We start from the raw sequence: 15166 nt of genomic DNA, 5'->3' as shown, positions 1-15166 counted from the left end.
TGCTACCAAGTCTTCGATGAACTTTAGCAACGTGCAGGGCTGGGAGGGAGGCCGCACCCCGAAAGCGCCGGAAGGTTTTACGGTTGTGCCATACGCCACGGGCTTCGACAACCCGCGGTGGCTGTATGTCATGCCCAACGGCGATGTCCTGGTGGCCGAAAGTAATACGTATCATCCTTGGTGGGAAAAACTCGGCGCGCACTTCATCGGTGCTTCAAAATCCAACAGCATGCGCAACAGCGCCGACCGCATCACCTTGTTGCGTGATACCGATCACGATGGGATGCCCGACACGCGCGAGACTTTTCTCGACGGGTTGAACCAACCGTTTGGTATGTTGGTGCTCGGGAAGTGGTTTTACGTAGCAAATACCGACGCCTTGTTACGGTATCCTTATGAGCCGGGACAAACCCATATCGAAAAATCAAAAGCCGAGAAAGTAGTCGATCTGCCCGCCGGCAAGGTAAACCGGCATTGGACACGCAACATCATCGCCAATAAAGAAGGCACAAAGATCTTTATAGCAGTAGGGTCGGGAAGCAACATTGCAGAGAAGGGTATCGACAAGGAGCTGTTGCGTGCGGCTATTCTCGAAATCAATCCCGATGGTTCGGACCTGCGCGTGTACGCCAGCGGGTTGCGAAATCCGGTGGGCATGGACTGGGCTGTCGGTACAAGCACCTTGTGGACTTCCGTCAATGAACGGGATGAGCTGGGCGATGACCTTGTGCCCGATTACCTCACCCACGTTGAAGAAGGGGCCTTTTACGGATGGCCCTATGTCTACCACGGTCAGCACCGCGATGACCGTGTAAAACTGTTACACCCGGCCCAGGTAAAAGACACAAAAGTGCCCGATGTCGATTTGGGTTCGCATACGGCATCGCTTGGGCTGGCCTTTTATGGCGAAGATGTCTTTCCCATAAAGTATCGTGAAGGCGCCTTCATTGCCCAACACGGCTCCTGGAATCGCTCACAACTTTCTGGCTATCGTGTGGTATTTGTCCCGTTCGAAAAGGGTAAGCCCACGGGTAAACCGGAAGAGTTCCTGGGTGGTTTTATTGCCGAGCTGGATAAAGAGAAGGTGTACGGTCGCCCCGTGGGCGTCGTGGTTACTCCAGCCGGAGCGTTGTTGGTAACCGACGACGTAAGCAACACCCTTTGGAAAGTAAGTTATGGAAAGGGGAACTAGTCCCCTTTTTTTATTTCTGTAACAGCTCCAGCTTCGTGTCCAGCTTCTCTCCGCCACCTATTTCCACGACAGACGATCCAAACACCTGAATCGTAGACTTGATGAAATCGCTGGCTTCTGCCTTGTAGATGTTGTCAACATACTTCTGCGGGTTGCGGTCGATATACGGAAACCATGTGCTGTGGATCTGGATCATGACGCGGTGGCCCTTCTTGAACGTATGCAAAATATCTTGCAGCCGGAAGTTTACATCCGTAGGCTCCTGCGGTTTGAAGGGGGCCGGTTTTTCAAAGCTGTTCCGGAATCTGCCGCGAAACACTTCGTGACGCACCAGCTGCTGATAGCCGCCCATCACGATGTTCGACGGATTGTGTTTGTACTGCGGATGATCCGGCGGGTAGACATCAATTACTTTTACAATGAAGTCGGCATCCGTACCGCTCATCGCCACTTTCAGCCTGGCCATGATTTCGCCACCCACCAATACCTCTTCGGTAAGCGGCGCCGTTTGAAACGTCAGTACATCCGGGCGACGGCTTGCAGCCCGCTGATCATCGCTCATAAACGAACGAGGGGTAAAGACCAGACCTTCTGTTTGAGAAGTATACGGCACGGGCTTCTCCGGGTCGCTTACATATTCAAATACGGCTTTCTCGTTCAGCGGCTTGTTGATCGATAGTTGACCATGCTCGCCGAAGTACAGACGAACAGGAGGGATCTCCTTCGGCGGCCAGGCGTCAAATTTCCGCCACTCCTTTTTGCCGGTGTCGAACATCAGCGCCTCGGGAAAGTTGCCGGCGCCTTGACCTTTCAAATAATGAGCAAAGAATTGGCGTTCCACTTCGCGTTGATAGAACGTGTTAATGCTATCGCCGAAGTCAATGTGGTTGTGGATCGTGGCACCTTGCTCGGGGCGCGACCATTGACCGTGCGCCCAGGGGCCCATCACGATCACGTTGTGTGCAGCGGGGCTTGATTTCTCGATCGACTTATAGATGTTCAGCGGACCGTATAGATCTTCTGCGTCAAACCAACCGCCTACGGTCATCACCGCATGGTGAACGTTTTTGAGGTGGGGGAGTATGTTACGCTTTTTCCAGAACTCGTCGTAGTTCGGATGGTCGACGATCTGCTTCCAGAAGAAATTGTCGTGGTGATAGGTCTCCGTGGCATTCTTCAACGGACCCATCGCCAGGTTAAAGTCATAACCGTCGGCCACCGGCTTGCTCCTGAAACGATTCAGTTGGTCATCATACCAGGCTCTGTCGGTAGGCTTGTCGTGCTGATAACCAAATACGGCGAATGCCGCCAGGTAACTTTGTAAGAAGGCGCCATTGTGGTGGAAGTCGTCAAAGAAAAAGTCGGCGATAGGGGCTTGTGGCGACGATGCTTTCAGAGCCGGGTGTGCATCGGGAATACCGGCCGCGGTATAGTAACCCGGATAAGAGATTCCCCATTGGCCGGCCTTGCCGTTGTTCCCCTTTATGTTTTTGACCAGCCAGTCGATCGTATCCCAGGTGTCGGATGCCTCGTCCGTCGCAGTTTTATTTTTTCGGTCGTTGCCCGGAATATTGGGCGTCATATTGTCGAATACGCCCTCTGACATCCAGCGGCCGCGAACATCCTGGTACACAAAGATATATTTGTCGTATAGTGCGTATTTCGACGGACCGAGTGTTCTCCGGTACCGGTCTTTGCCATAAGGCGCTACGCTGTAACACGTGCGCTGCATCAGGAACGGGTAGGTCCTGGATTTGTCTTTCGGGATATAAATGGAGGTAAACAGCTTGACACCGTCGCGCATCGGGATCTGTACTTCCAGTTTATCGTAGTTTTGCTTGACGAACACGGAGTCATGCACCCGGGCCGATGCGATTCCGTTCAACGACAGGATGGCCATCAGGAATATTAGGCGATTCATAGCTAGCTAAGATTTCGGGTTAAGGTTAATGAAATCTAATAATAGCCATTTATACCGGCGCACACAAGCACAGGTGCCGGGCATTACACCAAACTACGAACAGTAGGGTAGTCGGTTATTTCTTCACGATCCGCGTGATGGTCGAACGATTGTCCACCTGCACCCTGACCAGATAGACCCCCGCCTCGACGCGCGAAAAGTCGAGGGTGTTATCCAGCCGTGTAACATCACGGCGTTCTTTCCCGAGTGCGTCAAATACATCGACCTGGCCCAGCCCGGGTATTTCGAGGAACACGACATCCGCCGTGGGGTTGGGGTGAGCGTATTCGGTCAGCTCCACCTGTTCTATGCCCATGACATTTTGAATGACAAGCGTCCGCATCACATCGCCCGCGGCCAGGTAATTCCGGTTTCCGGTTTGATGGGCGGTGATGGTAACTGTTCCCGGTTGATGGAACACGGCCGTTTGCCCCTCGATGGACACGATCGCTTCGTCTGAAGATTCAAACGAAACCGCCAACCCCGAGCTCGCGGTGGCCAGTAGATCCAGCGACCCGGTACCGACCAGCTGCGCCTTTAATGCTTCAAAGGAAATGGACTGCTGCGCCTGGGTTACGACCAATGTTTGGACAGCAGTCGCCGGGAGGTAGAATGTATTACCTTTCTGGTTGACGGTAATAACGGCGGTACCGGCATTGTGAATGACCACCTGGTTGTCTTCGATCGTCGCAACCTCGGCATCGGATGTTGTATACGTCAGGGGCAACGCCTGGTCGCTTTTTGCATCCAGCGTAACAGCGGCGCTGCCATACGGATGCGTACCCACGGCGCTGAAGCTGATATGCTGTGGTAAAAAGAGCTGTGAGGGTATAGCGTCAATGCCCGTAAGACCTGTGTTCAGATCCAGACGTACATTTTGTGCTGTAAGATCAACGGTGTAAGGAAGCATCTGTGCCTGATCCAGTTCCTGGCGTAACACGACCTGGTAAGCGTCGCGTGGCAGGTTTTTGAATTCGTAAAACCCGGAGGCGTCCGTATAATCAATGCCCACAACCTCGCCGGTAGAGGACAGCAGGATAACCGAGATTCCCTCGGCGGAAGCCAACGGCGACGCCGTTTTGCCAGAGACGTCGCCCGCAGTAACATAGCCGTTTATGACTCCTGTACCGGTACCGAGCGCTCGCACTTTGATCACTTCCAGGGTGACGTTCATATCGGCTTCGGCGCGAAAGAGACTGTTTGTTTGAAGCGTGATCGTTTTTCCATAGACGGTTGGCACATAGCCGGGATACAGCACGGGGTCGGGAACGAAGTACAGCGTGTGATAGCGGTGACCGTCAATAGTAAACGAAAACCCCGGACCTTCATAGGGATCAACTTTTTTGACAAACCGTATTTCACCGTTCCCGGTGTCCTGGTATAAGAACAGCTGCCCCTTGGTGATCGGAACGCCGTCTTCCCCCTGGACAATGCCAGTCAGGTTGAATTCCGCGGGCACCACGGTAAATATGGCTGTTGAGGGAAGCGAGACCGTGTAGCAATCCAGCCGGCATGTTAGTGATACCTGATACGTACCGGCGGGAATGGGATAGGGGAAGCTAAGCGGTATGGATCGATCAACTGTTTCACCTGGAGCAAAATCGATCTGCAGCATAACTTGTTGCGAATGCACCGTGTTGTTCTGGCTGTCCGTTATCGTTATGTCATAATATTGATTAAAGTCTTTTGTCGTACCCGTATTGCTGAGATTGAGTCCGAGTGTCATGTTCAGGTCGGCGTCGTTAACCGAAGCGTCAGGTGTAAGCCTGTTGAGCCTCAGGTGAGAGATCGTAGGAGAACCGATAACGATGGGGAATTCCTCTGCTAAGAACGAGTTGTTAGCGCAGTTGGTCTCAATGATTTGACAGTCGGGATTTATCGTAAAACGGGCATAATATATTCCCGGATCCAGACTTCCCATACTATACATATTGACAAGGACATTCTGATCGCTATTACCATAGATGAATCCCAGCCATGCATATTCCGGTTCTTCCGACCAATCGTAGGTAGGGATAGGGACAGGCGTTCCGGATAGATCTGTAATCTCCATGCGGATGTCATAGCGACCAGCGCCGTCTGATCCCTGGTTATGGATATTAAGCGTTGCGTATAACGATGAACCGGTGAAGTCGAAATTAGAAACCGAAGCGATTCCCAGATCAATATTACCTTGCGTAATAGTGATAGGAATTGCCACGGTATTGTTTTCTTCATTGGTTTCATCGAAATGGAAATTGTTGTCATTGTGGTCTATAACAGCAAGTACGTAATAGTTGCCCGGTGACACGGCAGGTAACACATGGTCCTGGTATTCGGAGTGGATATTGTCGGCGCCTTCCAGTCTGAAAGATTCGCGTCCTATTTCAAGGTCGTCGTCACTATACACGGCATCTGTGCTCAAAATAAACTCGGCATAAGTTCTGCCATAAACGTTGATCGAACCGATGTTTTCAAAAACAAACTCAGGAGAGATCTTTGAGCTCTGCGTGTACGAGGTTTGATATAACTCAAACGACGAGAATTTAAAATCAACATCCGTAGGAGTGACCACCACATTGGGAATCATGATGACGTTGTTGTTTTCGTTGGTTTCCGTAACGTATTCAAAGGGATCCACCACGATAAACAGATTGTACGTTCCGGGCGGTGCGTCAAAAGAGCTTCCATAGAATTCAGCTGCTTTTACCTGTCCGGGAGCAACCGCAGGAGGTACGTAGCCACCGCCTCCATCAATCGAAAAGTCTGTTGTATAAGGCTGCAGGTTGTCGTCTACAGAAAGAAACAGTGCAACATTAAAACCGTCCTTGACCGGAACGATGCCATTGTTCCGGACACTAACACTCACAGGAATTTCCTCGTAGCGGGCAAACGAAGTCGGAACGTTATAATTATTGATAATAAGATCCTGGGAAAAGACAACCGCCGGAATCACCAGCAGCAAAACGGAAATAGCTTGCTTCATAATACGGTTAGAGTCAGCAAAGGTAATGGAGGAGCAAATGCTACACCGTTGAATCTCCGCTCAAAGCTTACACGGTTTGAAGCAAGCAGGAACCCGTCAAAGGATGGGAAAGGGTTCTTTTTAGTATTTAACATAATACAAATTATGTAACTAAGGCCTGAAGGTTTCCTGAAGATCCGATCTGATGCCTGCCAAGGTCATGCTGGCAATTACAACACGTGGTTAATATGTGACATCCCGTTTACGATCTGGCTTTCAGCCAAATCACCTGACCGGCGGCCCAGTCAAATCGCTCCGATCGAACCACAAAGGTCGTTTCAGCGGCGACGGAAACTTCCAATTCACAGTATCCACCAAGGAAAAGTGAGCGCACAACAACGCCTTTCTGAGCGCCAGCGGCCTCTGAATCAGCGATCACAAAATCCTCCGGTCGCAAAAACCGCAAGGCGTTTCCGGCCGTAGCGACAGCCGTGTATTTCCCAAAAAGCCCGGCCGTATATTCGTCGACAGGCTCCTTATAAACGGCTTCGGGCGTTCCTTCCTGCACAAGCTGGCCGTTGCACAGCACCAGGATCTTGTCAGCCCAGGGCAACGTGTCGGCCGGGTCATGCGAAACCATCATAAATGTCATGTCCAACCGGTCGCCAAGGTCCTGAATAACGTCTTTCAGGACGTTTTTGTGTCCCATGTCCAGGTTGGAAAAAGGCTCATCCAGCAGGAGCAGGCGGGGCTCGGTGATCAGCAATTTAGCCAGGGCGATCCGCTGGCGCTCCCCTCCTGACAGCTGATCGGTCCGGCGCTTCAGCAAATGCCCGATCTGGCAGATCGCATATAGAACGTTTGCATCGTCCTCTGGCAAGACATTCGCATAGCCCAACACTTGCTCTACCCGCAGGAATTTGGGCAGCTCAAAATGCTGTGACAGGTACGCGATACCTTCCTGGCCCGGTACTAACACTTCGCGCGGGTCTTTGATCTGCGCGCCCTCAAAAATGACTTCGCCGGCGTCGGCTGCTACCAGCCCGGCAACAATCTTCAGCAACGTGCTTTTGCCGGAACCCGTTTCGCCGGCAATGGCAATCTTTTCGCGCTTTTGTTGAGAGAAACTGATCGGCCGTAGTACGGCGCCTTCGTTGCTTTCCTTACATACGCCGGACACCTGGAGCAAACTCATACACAAACGTACTCCCTAACTTTTATTCTCCCAAGGTGATGTATGTCAGGGATGGCAAAATTAAAGTATCTTTGCCGCTTATTTTATAAGCATGATTTCTGTCGACGCGGTTAGTGTGGAGTTTAATGGCTCAGCTCTGTTTAGCAATGTTACCTTTAACATCAACGAAAACGATCGGATCGCCCTCATGGGCAAAAATGGTGCAGGTAAATCTACCCTGCTCAAGATCATTGCCGGCGTAAACAAGCCGACGCGAGGCAAAGTATCCGCGCCGAAAGACGCCGTGATCGCCTACCTGCCGCAGCACTTGCTCACCGAAGACGACGCGACCGTATTTGAGGAAACCTCCAAGGCGTTCTCCAAGATCCTCAACATGAAGAAGCGTATGGATGAACTAAATATTGAGCTGGAGACTCGTACGGACTATGAATCAGATGCTTATGCTAAGATCATTGAAGAAGTTTCTGAACTTAGCGAAAAGTACTATTCCATCGAAGAGATCAACTTTGACGCTGAAGTCGAAAAGACGTTAATGGGTCTTGGCTTCCTGCGTTCAGACTTTACACGACCCACCAGCGAGTTTTCCGGTGGCTGGCGCATGCGTATCGAGCTGGCCAAGATCCTGTTGCAAAAGCCTGATCTGATCCTGCTCGACGAGCCGACCAACCACATGGACATCGAATCCATCCAATGGCTCGAAGACTTCCTGGTCAACAACGCCAAAGCCGTCATTGTCATCTCTCACGATAAAGCCTTCGTAGACAATATCACCAACCGCACCATCGAGGTGACGATGGGACGTATCTACGACTATAAAGTAAACTACACTCAGTATCTGCAGTTGCGCAAGGAGCGCCGTGAGCAGCAGCAAAAGCAATTTGACGACCAACAAAAGCAGATTGCCGATATCACGGAGTTTATCGAGCGCTTCAAGGGAACATACTCCAAGACCTTGCAGGTACAGTCACGCGTGAAGATGCTGGAGAAGATCGAAATTGTGCAAGTCGATGAAGTGGACACATCGCATCTGAATCTCAAGTTCCCGCCGGCGCCCCGCTCAGGCAACTACCCCGTAATAGCCGAAGGACTGACCAAACGTTACGGCGACCACACCGTGTTTGCCGACGGCAATGTCACAATCTCCCGTGGCGAGCGCATAGCACTCGTGGGTAAGAACGGTGAGGGTAAATCGACGTTCGTAAAGGCCGTCATGGGCGAAATCGACTTTGAAGGCAAGCTCCAGGTCGGTCATAACAGTTTGATCGGCTACTTTGCGCAGAATCAGGCTTCCCTCCTGGACGAAGACTTAACCATCTTCCAGACGATCGACCAGGTCGCCGAGGGCGACGTGCGCACCAAGATCAAAGACATCCTTGGGGCCTTTATGTTTAGCGGCGAGACTATTGATAAAAAGGTTAAATACCTGTCGGGTGGTGAGAAAACCCGCCTGGCCATGATCAAGCTGCTGCTGCAACCTGTTAACCTGCTGATCCTTGACGAGCCTACCAACCATCTCGATATCAAGACCAAAGACATCCTGAAAGATGCGTTGAAAGCCTTTGACGGCACGCTCATTCTCGTGTCACACGACCGTGACTTCCTGGACGGCCTGGCCACGAAGGTGTTCGAGTTTGGTAACAAGCGCATTCGTGAGCACTTTGAAGACATCAATGGTTTCCTGCGCAACAAAAAAATGGAGAACCTGCGGGACATCGAGCGGACGGCCAAATAACGAGGGCCTCCTCCCTGCCAGATTAAGCGCGAGCGTGTCCCGATAGCCATCGGGTGTGAGAGCGAAGAAAAGGGCTGAATATCCCTTCTATGCTCTTATACTCACTTTCGTTTTGTTTTCTACCTGTGGTGTTAATCCTCGGTGAAAGAAATGGGACCCGTTTTCAGGGAATGTATCTTTGGTGATATCATCTAAGATCAATAGTCCTATGAAAGGTTGTTTTACACTCTTTGCATTACTGCTCTGCCTCACACTGCAGGCACAGACCGACAACAGCGCGAAGCGCATCCGGAACTTCAATCTCACCGACAATGGCGTCGCGTTACGCGATTTTGACCCGGTTAGCTATTTTAAAGGTCGTCCTGCCAAAGGCAACGACAGCTTTAAGTATAGCTATAAAGGTATCACCTATTATTTCGCTAATACCGAGAATCAGGAGGAATTTAAAAAATCTCCGGACAAGTATGAACCTGCGTGTGGCGGTTGGGATGCATACTCCATGGCCGTCGACGGTCAACGCGTAAAAATTGATCCTTCTACCTACAAGATCGTAGACGGTAAACTTTTCCTGTTCTATAACTTCAACGGCAGCAACAACCGCACGAAGTGGGAAAAGGACGAGAAGAAATTCGCGCGTGCTGCACACGACAACTGGCTGAGTAAACAGCGCTAAGCCGCTTACTACATCCGGTCAATGTTCGCCTGCGGGATGGCGTCTTGTTGCTTGTCGAACGGCTGGTTATAGAACCGTTTGCCGGTGGCAGCAAAGAAGGCGTTGGCCACTGCGCCACCCGTCGGCGGCAAGGCCGGTTCTCCTAGTCCCGTCGGATCCATGCCGTTGTTAACAAAGTGAACATCGATCTCCGGCACGTCCTTCATGCGGATCAGCTTATAGGTATTAAAGTTCTTTTGTTCTACCGCGCCGCCGTTAAAGGTCAGGTTGCCAAAGAATGCATGACCAAGCCCGTCAACGATCCCTCCGCGCACCTGCTGATTGGCACCGCTGAGGTTGACTACAATACCGCAGTCGGCAGCGGCATGGATCTTTTGCAACACGGGCTTTCCGTTCTTCATGCTCACCTCGGCGACCTGGGCTACATAGGAGCGGTGTGAGAAGTATACACTAAAGCCTTGCGAGATCTTCGGCTTCCTACCCCACCCCGATTTCTCCGCCGCCAATTGAATAACGGCTTTCATGCGGTCTACATCATATTTGACCGCTCCGGTGGGTGTACGCTTTGCTTTGTCCAATAGGCTCAGCCGGAACTGTACGGGATCTTTTTTCGCGGCACGTGCGACTTCATCGATAAATGCCTGCTCGGCAAAGGCCAGGAAGTTGGTGATCGGTGCACGCCAGGCGCCCGTGGTAATCGGTGATTTATGCTCGACCGAATCGATCAGTACGTTGTCCACGGCACCCGAGGGAAAGTTATCCTCGCGGGTACAGTTGCCGGCGTTGATACCCACGCCGCGCAGTTTATAACCGATCATCTCGCCCTGGTCATTCAGGGCAGCGCTGAAGCGATAGCGCACGGCCGGCCGGTAACTTCCCCCCATCATATCGTCCTCCCGCATCCACACTACTTTTACCGGGGCTTTAATGATGCTGGAAAGCTCGGCGGCTTCCAATACATAGTCGGCTTTTAACCGGCGCCCGAAGCCGCCGCCCAGGCGTGTAAGTTCGAGGGTGATCTTTTCCGCGGGGATGCCCAGGAGCTTGGCGGTTTCCGTACGCGCCATCTCGGGTGTCTGTGTCGGGCCGACCAGCTCCACGCCTTCTTCCCGCACGTGCGCAAAGAAGTTCATAGGCTCCAGCGGCGCGTGTGGCAGGAACGGGCATTGATATTCGCGGGTAATAACCGTAGCGGCTTGTTTGAAGGCTGCGTCTACATCGCCGTCCTTGCGGCGTACGGTAGCTTCAGAAGTGTCGAGTAACGTCTTGAAAAACTTGTCGTGGTCGGTCGTGCTTTCGCGGGCGCCATCGGGCTCGTATTCGATCTTGAGTACCTGGCGGGCTTTGTTCACCAGCCAGGTAGACTTCCCGACGACGGCTACGTTGTTCCTGAACGTCACTACGTCTACAATGCCTGGCATGGCCTTGGCGGCGGCAGCGTCTACCGATTTGATCTTCGTACCAAAGGCCCGCGGCCGCTGAATAACCGCAAAGAGCATTCCCTCGCGGTAGAAGTCGAGCCCGTACAACGGTTTGCCTGTGACGATCTCGTGATTGTCTACGTTTCGGATGGCCTGACCGATCAATGTAAAATCCTTTTTATCTTTCAGTGTTACCGTGGCGGGTACTGATAATTTACCAGCCTCCGCTGCCAACTCTCCGTAGGTGGCGTTGCGTTTGCTGGCTGCATGGGTAACGACACCCTGCGATGTTGTTAACGTGTCGGTGGCAACTTGCCAACGCTTCGCGGCAGCCTCCAGCAACATCTGCCGGGCCGAAGCTCCTGCTTTGCGCAGGCGTTCCCACGAATGAGGAATGGCCCCGCTGCCACCCGTCACCTGGCGTTCAAATTTCCGGGTGTCGAGCGCTGCCTGCAGTACCTTGACTTTTGACCAGTCGGCATCGAGTTCCTCCGCGACGATCATCGGAAACGAGGTCTTGATATTCTGACCCAGCTCGGGGTTGGGTGACAGGATCGTAACAATGCCGTCGGGCGCAATGGACAAGTAGCTGTTAAACGTAATGTCGTCGGGCGTCAGCGATACATTGCTCACGACATGGGCCGCTCCGGCAGCGGTATCATTCCAATAGAATCCCAACAGCAGGCCGCCACCGGCGGTCGTAGCAAGCTTCAGGAACTCACGGCGACTGGTTTTGGGTAAGATCGACATAAGCTTACGGGTTGAGTTTAGCAGCAGCCAGCGTTACAGCTTCACGAATACGATGGTACGTACCGCAGCGGCATATATTTCCTTGCATGGCAGTATCGATCTGCTCGGTAGTAGGCTTGGGGTTCTTGCTCAGAAAGGCCGCGGCCGACATGATCTGTCCTGCCTGGCAATACCCACACTGCGCGACATCGATCTCGTTCCATGCCGCTTGCACAGGATGGTCGCCTTTCTCGGAGAGGCCTTCGATCGTCACGACCTTACCGGCACGCACTGCCGACACCGGCAGTGTGCAAGATCTGACAGCGTTGCCGTTCAGGTGCACCGTGCACGCACCGCACTGAGCAATGCCGCAACCATACTTTGTCCCCACCAAGCCCAGCGTGTCGCGCAGCACCCACAGTAAGGGGGTGTCCGCATCGACGTCGGCCTGGTAGCTTTTGCCGTTGATGTTTAATGTGTATTGTGCCATAACCGGATGAAATATGTACTCTAAGGTACCGAATTTGGACACGTAGTATGCCCCCTTTCTCCAAACGGCAGGATACAGCCGATGTACGGACGTCTCCGGATGCTTGAGGGTGTCGCTGGCGGCCGCTATCGAAGAGAGAAGGGATACCGGTGGTTGTCGTATCTTCGGCACAGCCGGTATAAAACGTATAAAAACAAAGAAGCCAGTTTTCACTGGCTTCTCACGTTTATAATTTTGTCTCCGGAGTTATCGTGTCAATGCAGCAGGCAAGCCGTATTTGTTTATAAAAGCCTCGGCTTCTTTTACCTTTTTCAGGATAAAAGGATCTTGCGCACGGCTCTTCACCTTTTTGCTAATACTAATGCCGGAATAGCTGTTGTTCTCTTTCTTATTAAGAATCGCCATATTTCGGTTGGTTGCTCACCAAAGGTACTTTTTATTTTTGGGATTTCAAACCCCCGCCACCGTCGCTTTACGCCGTGCCAGCAAACCGATATAACGCCGGTTCGGTTGGAACAGTTCCCATTCTTCGTCAATATTTCCCCAGATGTCAAACCCTTTTAAGGTGCCATCCAGGTGTGTGGCAATGCCCATGGTATAATACCGCATGCGCACGGGTGTATTGCCTTGTACGAAGACCAGCACTTCCGGTTGCCGCTCGGTAAACGCCAGCACCGCTGCCGCTACCGTGAGCAGCACCTGGTTCGGATCTTTGTTGTCGGTAATGATATCATCGTCGATGGTGTTGCCGACTTTGTCATAATCGCCGAAGGCAAGGTTGTAGATGTCCAGGGATGTATCGGCAACTTCCATTCTGGTAAAACGTACAAGTTTACGAATCTCCCCTTTCGGACCGATGCTCAAAAATTCATAATCCAGGTATTCGGGATTCGTCTCTAACGGGTAATGGGTCAAGGTCAATGGCAGCTAGTTTTTCCTTAAACATACCCGATCTTCGAATAAGTTCAAAAGATTACGACGCCTCCTTCTTCCGGTAGGAGAAGAACAAGTTGATCCATCCGGCGCGTGAAATGCGGAAGTTAAACGGGAGGATCAGGACTGACGCGATAATCATCGCCCATACATACGTCCACGTATCGGGGTTGATCGTATAGCGCAGCCCCAGGTACACGGCCACGAACACCGCTACCTGCACGCCGTAGCTGATGTACATCGCACCGAAATAGTAAGAGGGCTCCTGGATGAAGTCAAAGCCACATACCGTACACTGCTTATTCATCTCGGCAAATCGGGTGCTCCATACGGGGTGTGAGAACATGTCGCCTTCGTGACAGCGCGGACATTTCAGGTTCACGACGCTGTACATTTTTGTTCCTTTTCGTAACATACTGATGCCTGTTTTATACCACTAATAACGATGTTCAAGGCACACGCGATAGCGCACAATTCGCGCTTTATAGCGGACGATTTATCTGTTCACGAAATTGTTCGGGCGTCTGGCCGGTATGTTTCTTAAAGAAACGGATAAAGTACGATGGATCGGCGAAGTTGAGCTTCACCGCTACCTGGCTGATGGTCAGGTCGGCATACGAGAAGAACCGCTTCGCTTCGAGAATGACCCGTTCGTTGATCAGGTCGCTCAGCGTCTTACCCACCACTGTCTTGCACACGTTGTTCAGGTAGGAGGCCGACAGGTTCATTAACGCCGCATACTCATGGGGTTGCCTGAGTTCGCGGTAGTGATGATTAATGAGTTCTTCCAGCTTGCGAAGCTTGTGTGTGGCGTTGGGTGTAGCCTCCCCTCCCATTGGCACATCGCGCCCCCGGGTCAGCTTTCGCAGGACCACTTCCAGATAGCTGCGCAGCAAGGGCAGGTCGGGCCGGCCCTGGCCGGGGGTTTTGTATTCCTTCAGCATCTCCTGGATAATCATGTCTATAACGGTGTCACATCCAGGTAGTTGAATATATGGACTTGGATGAAAGGATTGAAAGAATGGAAATGCCGTCAGATCGGCCTCCTGCTGCCCCATTTGATAAAAGGCAGGCACAAAGAAGAAAAAATACCCATCTGTCTCCGGCGACAGGTTCCAGGCATGTACCTGGCCGGGCGTCATGAGGTAAAAAGCATTGGATCGGACGGGGTAATCCACAAAATCGATCGTATGAGTGCCGCTGCCTCGGCTGATGTAAAGGCCCAGGTAAAAGTCGTGACGATGCGATCTGCTGACAAAAGGATGCTTTTGCAGATGCTCTTGCAAGGTTTCAATGTAAAACAGGCTTTGCTCGGCTCTTTCGCCAAAAGCATCCAGGCAATAAAGTGGTGTATCGTTTAACGCGGCCGTGCGTTTCATGCCCCGAAAGTTAGCAAAATATGGGGATGCGTGAACAAACAAAAAAGCCGCTCCAGTTACCTGGAACGGCCTTTTTTATATTCTCTGAGCACTAGCCCAGGTATCCTTTCAACGTCTTGCTGCGCGCGTGGTGCTGCAGGCGGCGGGTAGCCTTTTCTTTGATCTGGCGCACGCGTTCGCGGGTCAGGTTAAACTTCTCGCCGATTTCCTCCAGCGTCAGCGCATTTTCGCCATTCAGGCCAAAATACAACTCGATCACGTTGGCTTCACGTTGTGTGAGGGTTGCCAGGGCGCGTTGTACCTCGCGGCGCAGGGAGTCTACGATCAGGCCCGAATCCGGGGTCTCTTCGCTGTCGCTGGCCAGAACGTCCAGCAGGCTGTTTTCCTCGCCTTGTACGAACGGCGCATCCATCGATACATGGCGGCCGGAGATCTTCAGGGTGTCAGAAACCTCTTCCGAGCTGATTTCCAGCACCTCGGCCAATTCTTCCGGTGACGGCTCGCGCTGGAACTTCTGC

13 protein-coding genes are annotated in these 15166 nt (G+C 52.1%); 3 read left to right on the top strand and 10 right to left on the bottom strand.

The genetic code is table 11. From position 1 onward, the window contains the following. Positions 1–16: 16 nt before the first annotated feature. Positions 17–1192, top strand: coding sequence for a PQQ-dependent sugar dehydrogenase (locus KK078_RS28080; RefSeq protein ID WP_254093812.1), 1176 nt, complete (start codon positions 17–19; stop codon positions 1190–1192). Positions 1193–1202: 10 nt separating this feature from the next. Here KK078_RS28080 and KK078_RS28075 read toward each other — a convergent pair whose 3' ends face one another. The 3 genes from KK078_RS28075 to KK078_RS28065 all read right to left on the bottom strand — a co-directional run bounded on the left by KK078_RS28075 (position 1203) and on the right by KK078_RS28065 (position 7291). Further along, on the bottom strand, positions 1203–3113 hold the full coding sequence (locus KK078_RS28075) for a CocE/NonD family hydrolase (RefSeq protein WP_394370599.1): 1911 nt from the start codon (positions 3111–3113) through the stop codon (positions 1203–1205). Between the two features lie 115 nt (positions 3114–3228). Beyond that, positions 3229–6117: a CARDB domain-containing protein gene (locus KK078_RS28070; protein ID WP_254093810.1), complete on the bottom strand. Its 2889-nt coding sequence runs from the start codon at positions 6115–6117 to the stop codon at positions 3229–3231. A gap of 241 nt (positions 6118–6358) precedes the next feature. Then, positions 6359–7291, bottom strand: coding sequence for an ABC transporter ATP-binding protein (locus tag KK078_RS28065; protein ID WP_254093808.1), 933 nt, complete (start codon positions 7289–7291; stop codon positions 6359–6361). Between the two features lie 91 nt (positions 7292–7382). On the opposite strand from KK078_RS28065, the gene KK078_RS28060 reads away from it, so the two are divergent. Together KK078_RS28060 and KK078_RS28055 are read left to right on the top strand one after the other, a co-directional pair. Beyond that, positions 7383–9023 (top strand): ABC-F family ATP-binding cassette domain-containing protein, encoded by a 1641-nt coding sequence (locus tag KK078_RS28060; RefSeq protein WP_254093806.1) that lies wholly within the window; start codon positions 7383–7385, stop codon positions 9021–9023. 208 nt (positions 9024–9231) lie between these two features. Then, complete coding sequence (locus KK078_RS28055) at positions 9232–9696, top strand: YHS domain-containing (seleno)protein (RefSeq protein WP_254093804.1); 465 nt, start codon at positions 9232–9234, stop codon at positions 9694–9696. Between the two features lie 8 nt (positions 9697–9704). On the opposite strand, the gene KK078_RS28050 is transcribed toward KK078_RS28055, so the two are convergent. The 7 genes from KK078_RS28050 to KK078_RS28020 all read right to left on the bottom strand — a co-directional run. After that, complete coding sequence (locus tag KK078_RS28050) at positions 9705–11867, bottom strand: xanthine dehydrogenase family protein molybdopterin-binding subunit (protein WP_254093802.1); 2163 nt, start codon at positions 11865–11867, stop codon at positions 9705–9707. Positions 11868–11871: 4 nt separating this feature from the next. Further along, positions 11872–12336 (bottom strand): (2Fe-2S)-binding protein, encoded by a 465-nt coding sequence (locus tag KK078_RS28045; protein WP_254093800.1) that lies wholly within the window; start codon positions 12334–12336, stop codon positions 11872–11874. Positions 12337–12582: 246 nt separating this feature from the next. Next, a complete protein-coding gene (locus KK078_RS28040) occupies positions 12583–12741 on the bottom strand; it encodes a hypothetical protein (RefSeq protein ID WP_254093798.1) in 159 nt (52 codons plus the stop codon). Between the two features lie 45 nt (positions 12742–12786). After that, a complete protein-coding gene (locus tag KK078_RS28035) occupies positions 12787–13257 on the bottom strand; it encodes a DUF6934 family protein (RefSeq protein ID WP_254093797.1) in 471 nt (156 codons plus the stop codon). Positions 13258–13309: 52 nt separating this feature from the next. Beyond that, the gene (locus KK078_RS28030) at positions 13310–13684 is read right to left on the bottom strand and encodes a DUF983 domain-containing protein (RefSeq protein ID WP_254093794.1); all 375 of its coding nucleotides are present in this window, start codon (positions 13682–13684) and stop codon (positions 13310–13312) included. Between the two features lie 67 nt (positions 13685–13751). Next, on the bottom strand, positions 13752–14648 hold the full coding sequence (locus KK078_RS28025; protein WP_254093792.1) for a helix-turn-helix domain-containing protein: 897 nt from the start codon (positions 14646–14648) through the stop codon (positions 13752–13754). Positions 14649–14739: 91 nt separating this feature from the next. Beyond that, a partial coding sequence (locus tag KK078_RS28020) for a sigma-70 family RNA polymerase sigma factor (RefSeq protein WP_254093790.1) occupies positions 14740–15166 on the bottom strand: 427 nt, incomplete at its 5' end.

This window comes from Dawidia soli (assembly GCF_018598185.1).
Classification (GTDB): Bacteria; Bacteroidota; Bacteroidia; order Cytophagales; family Cyclobacteriaceae; genus Ohtaekwangia; species Ohtaekwangia soli.
The sequence above is the reverse complement of the archived record's forward strand: the minus strand, read 5'-3'. Positions and strand labels throughout refer to the sequence as shown.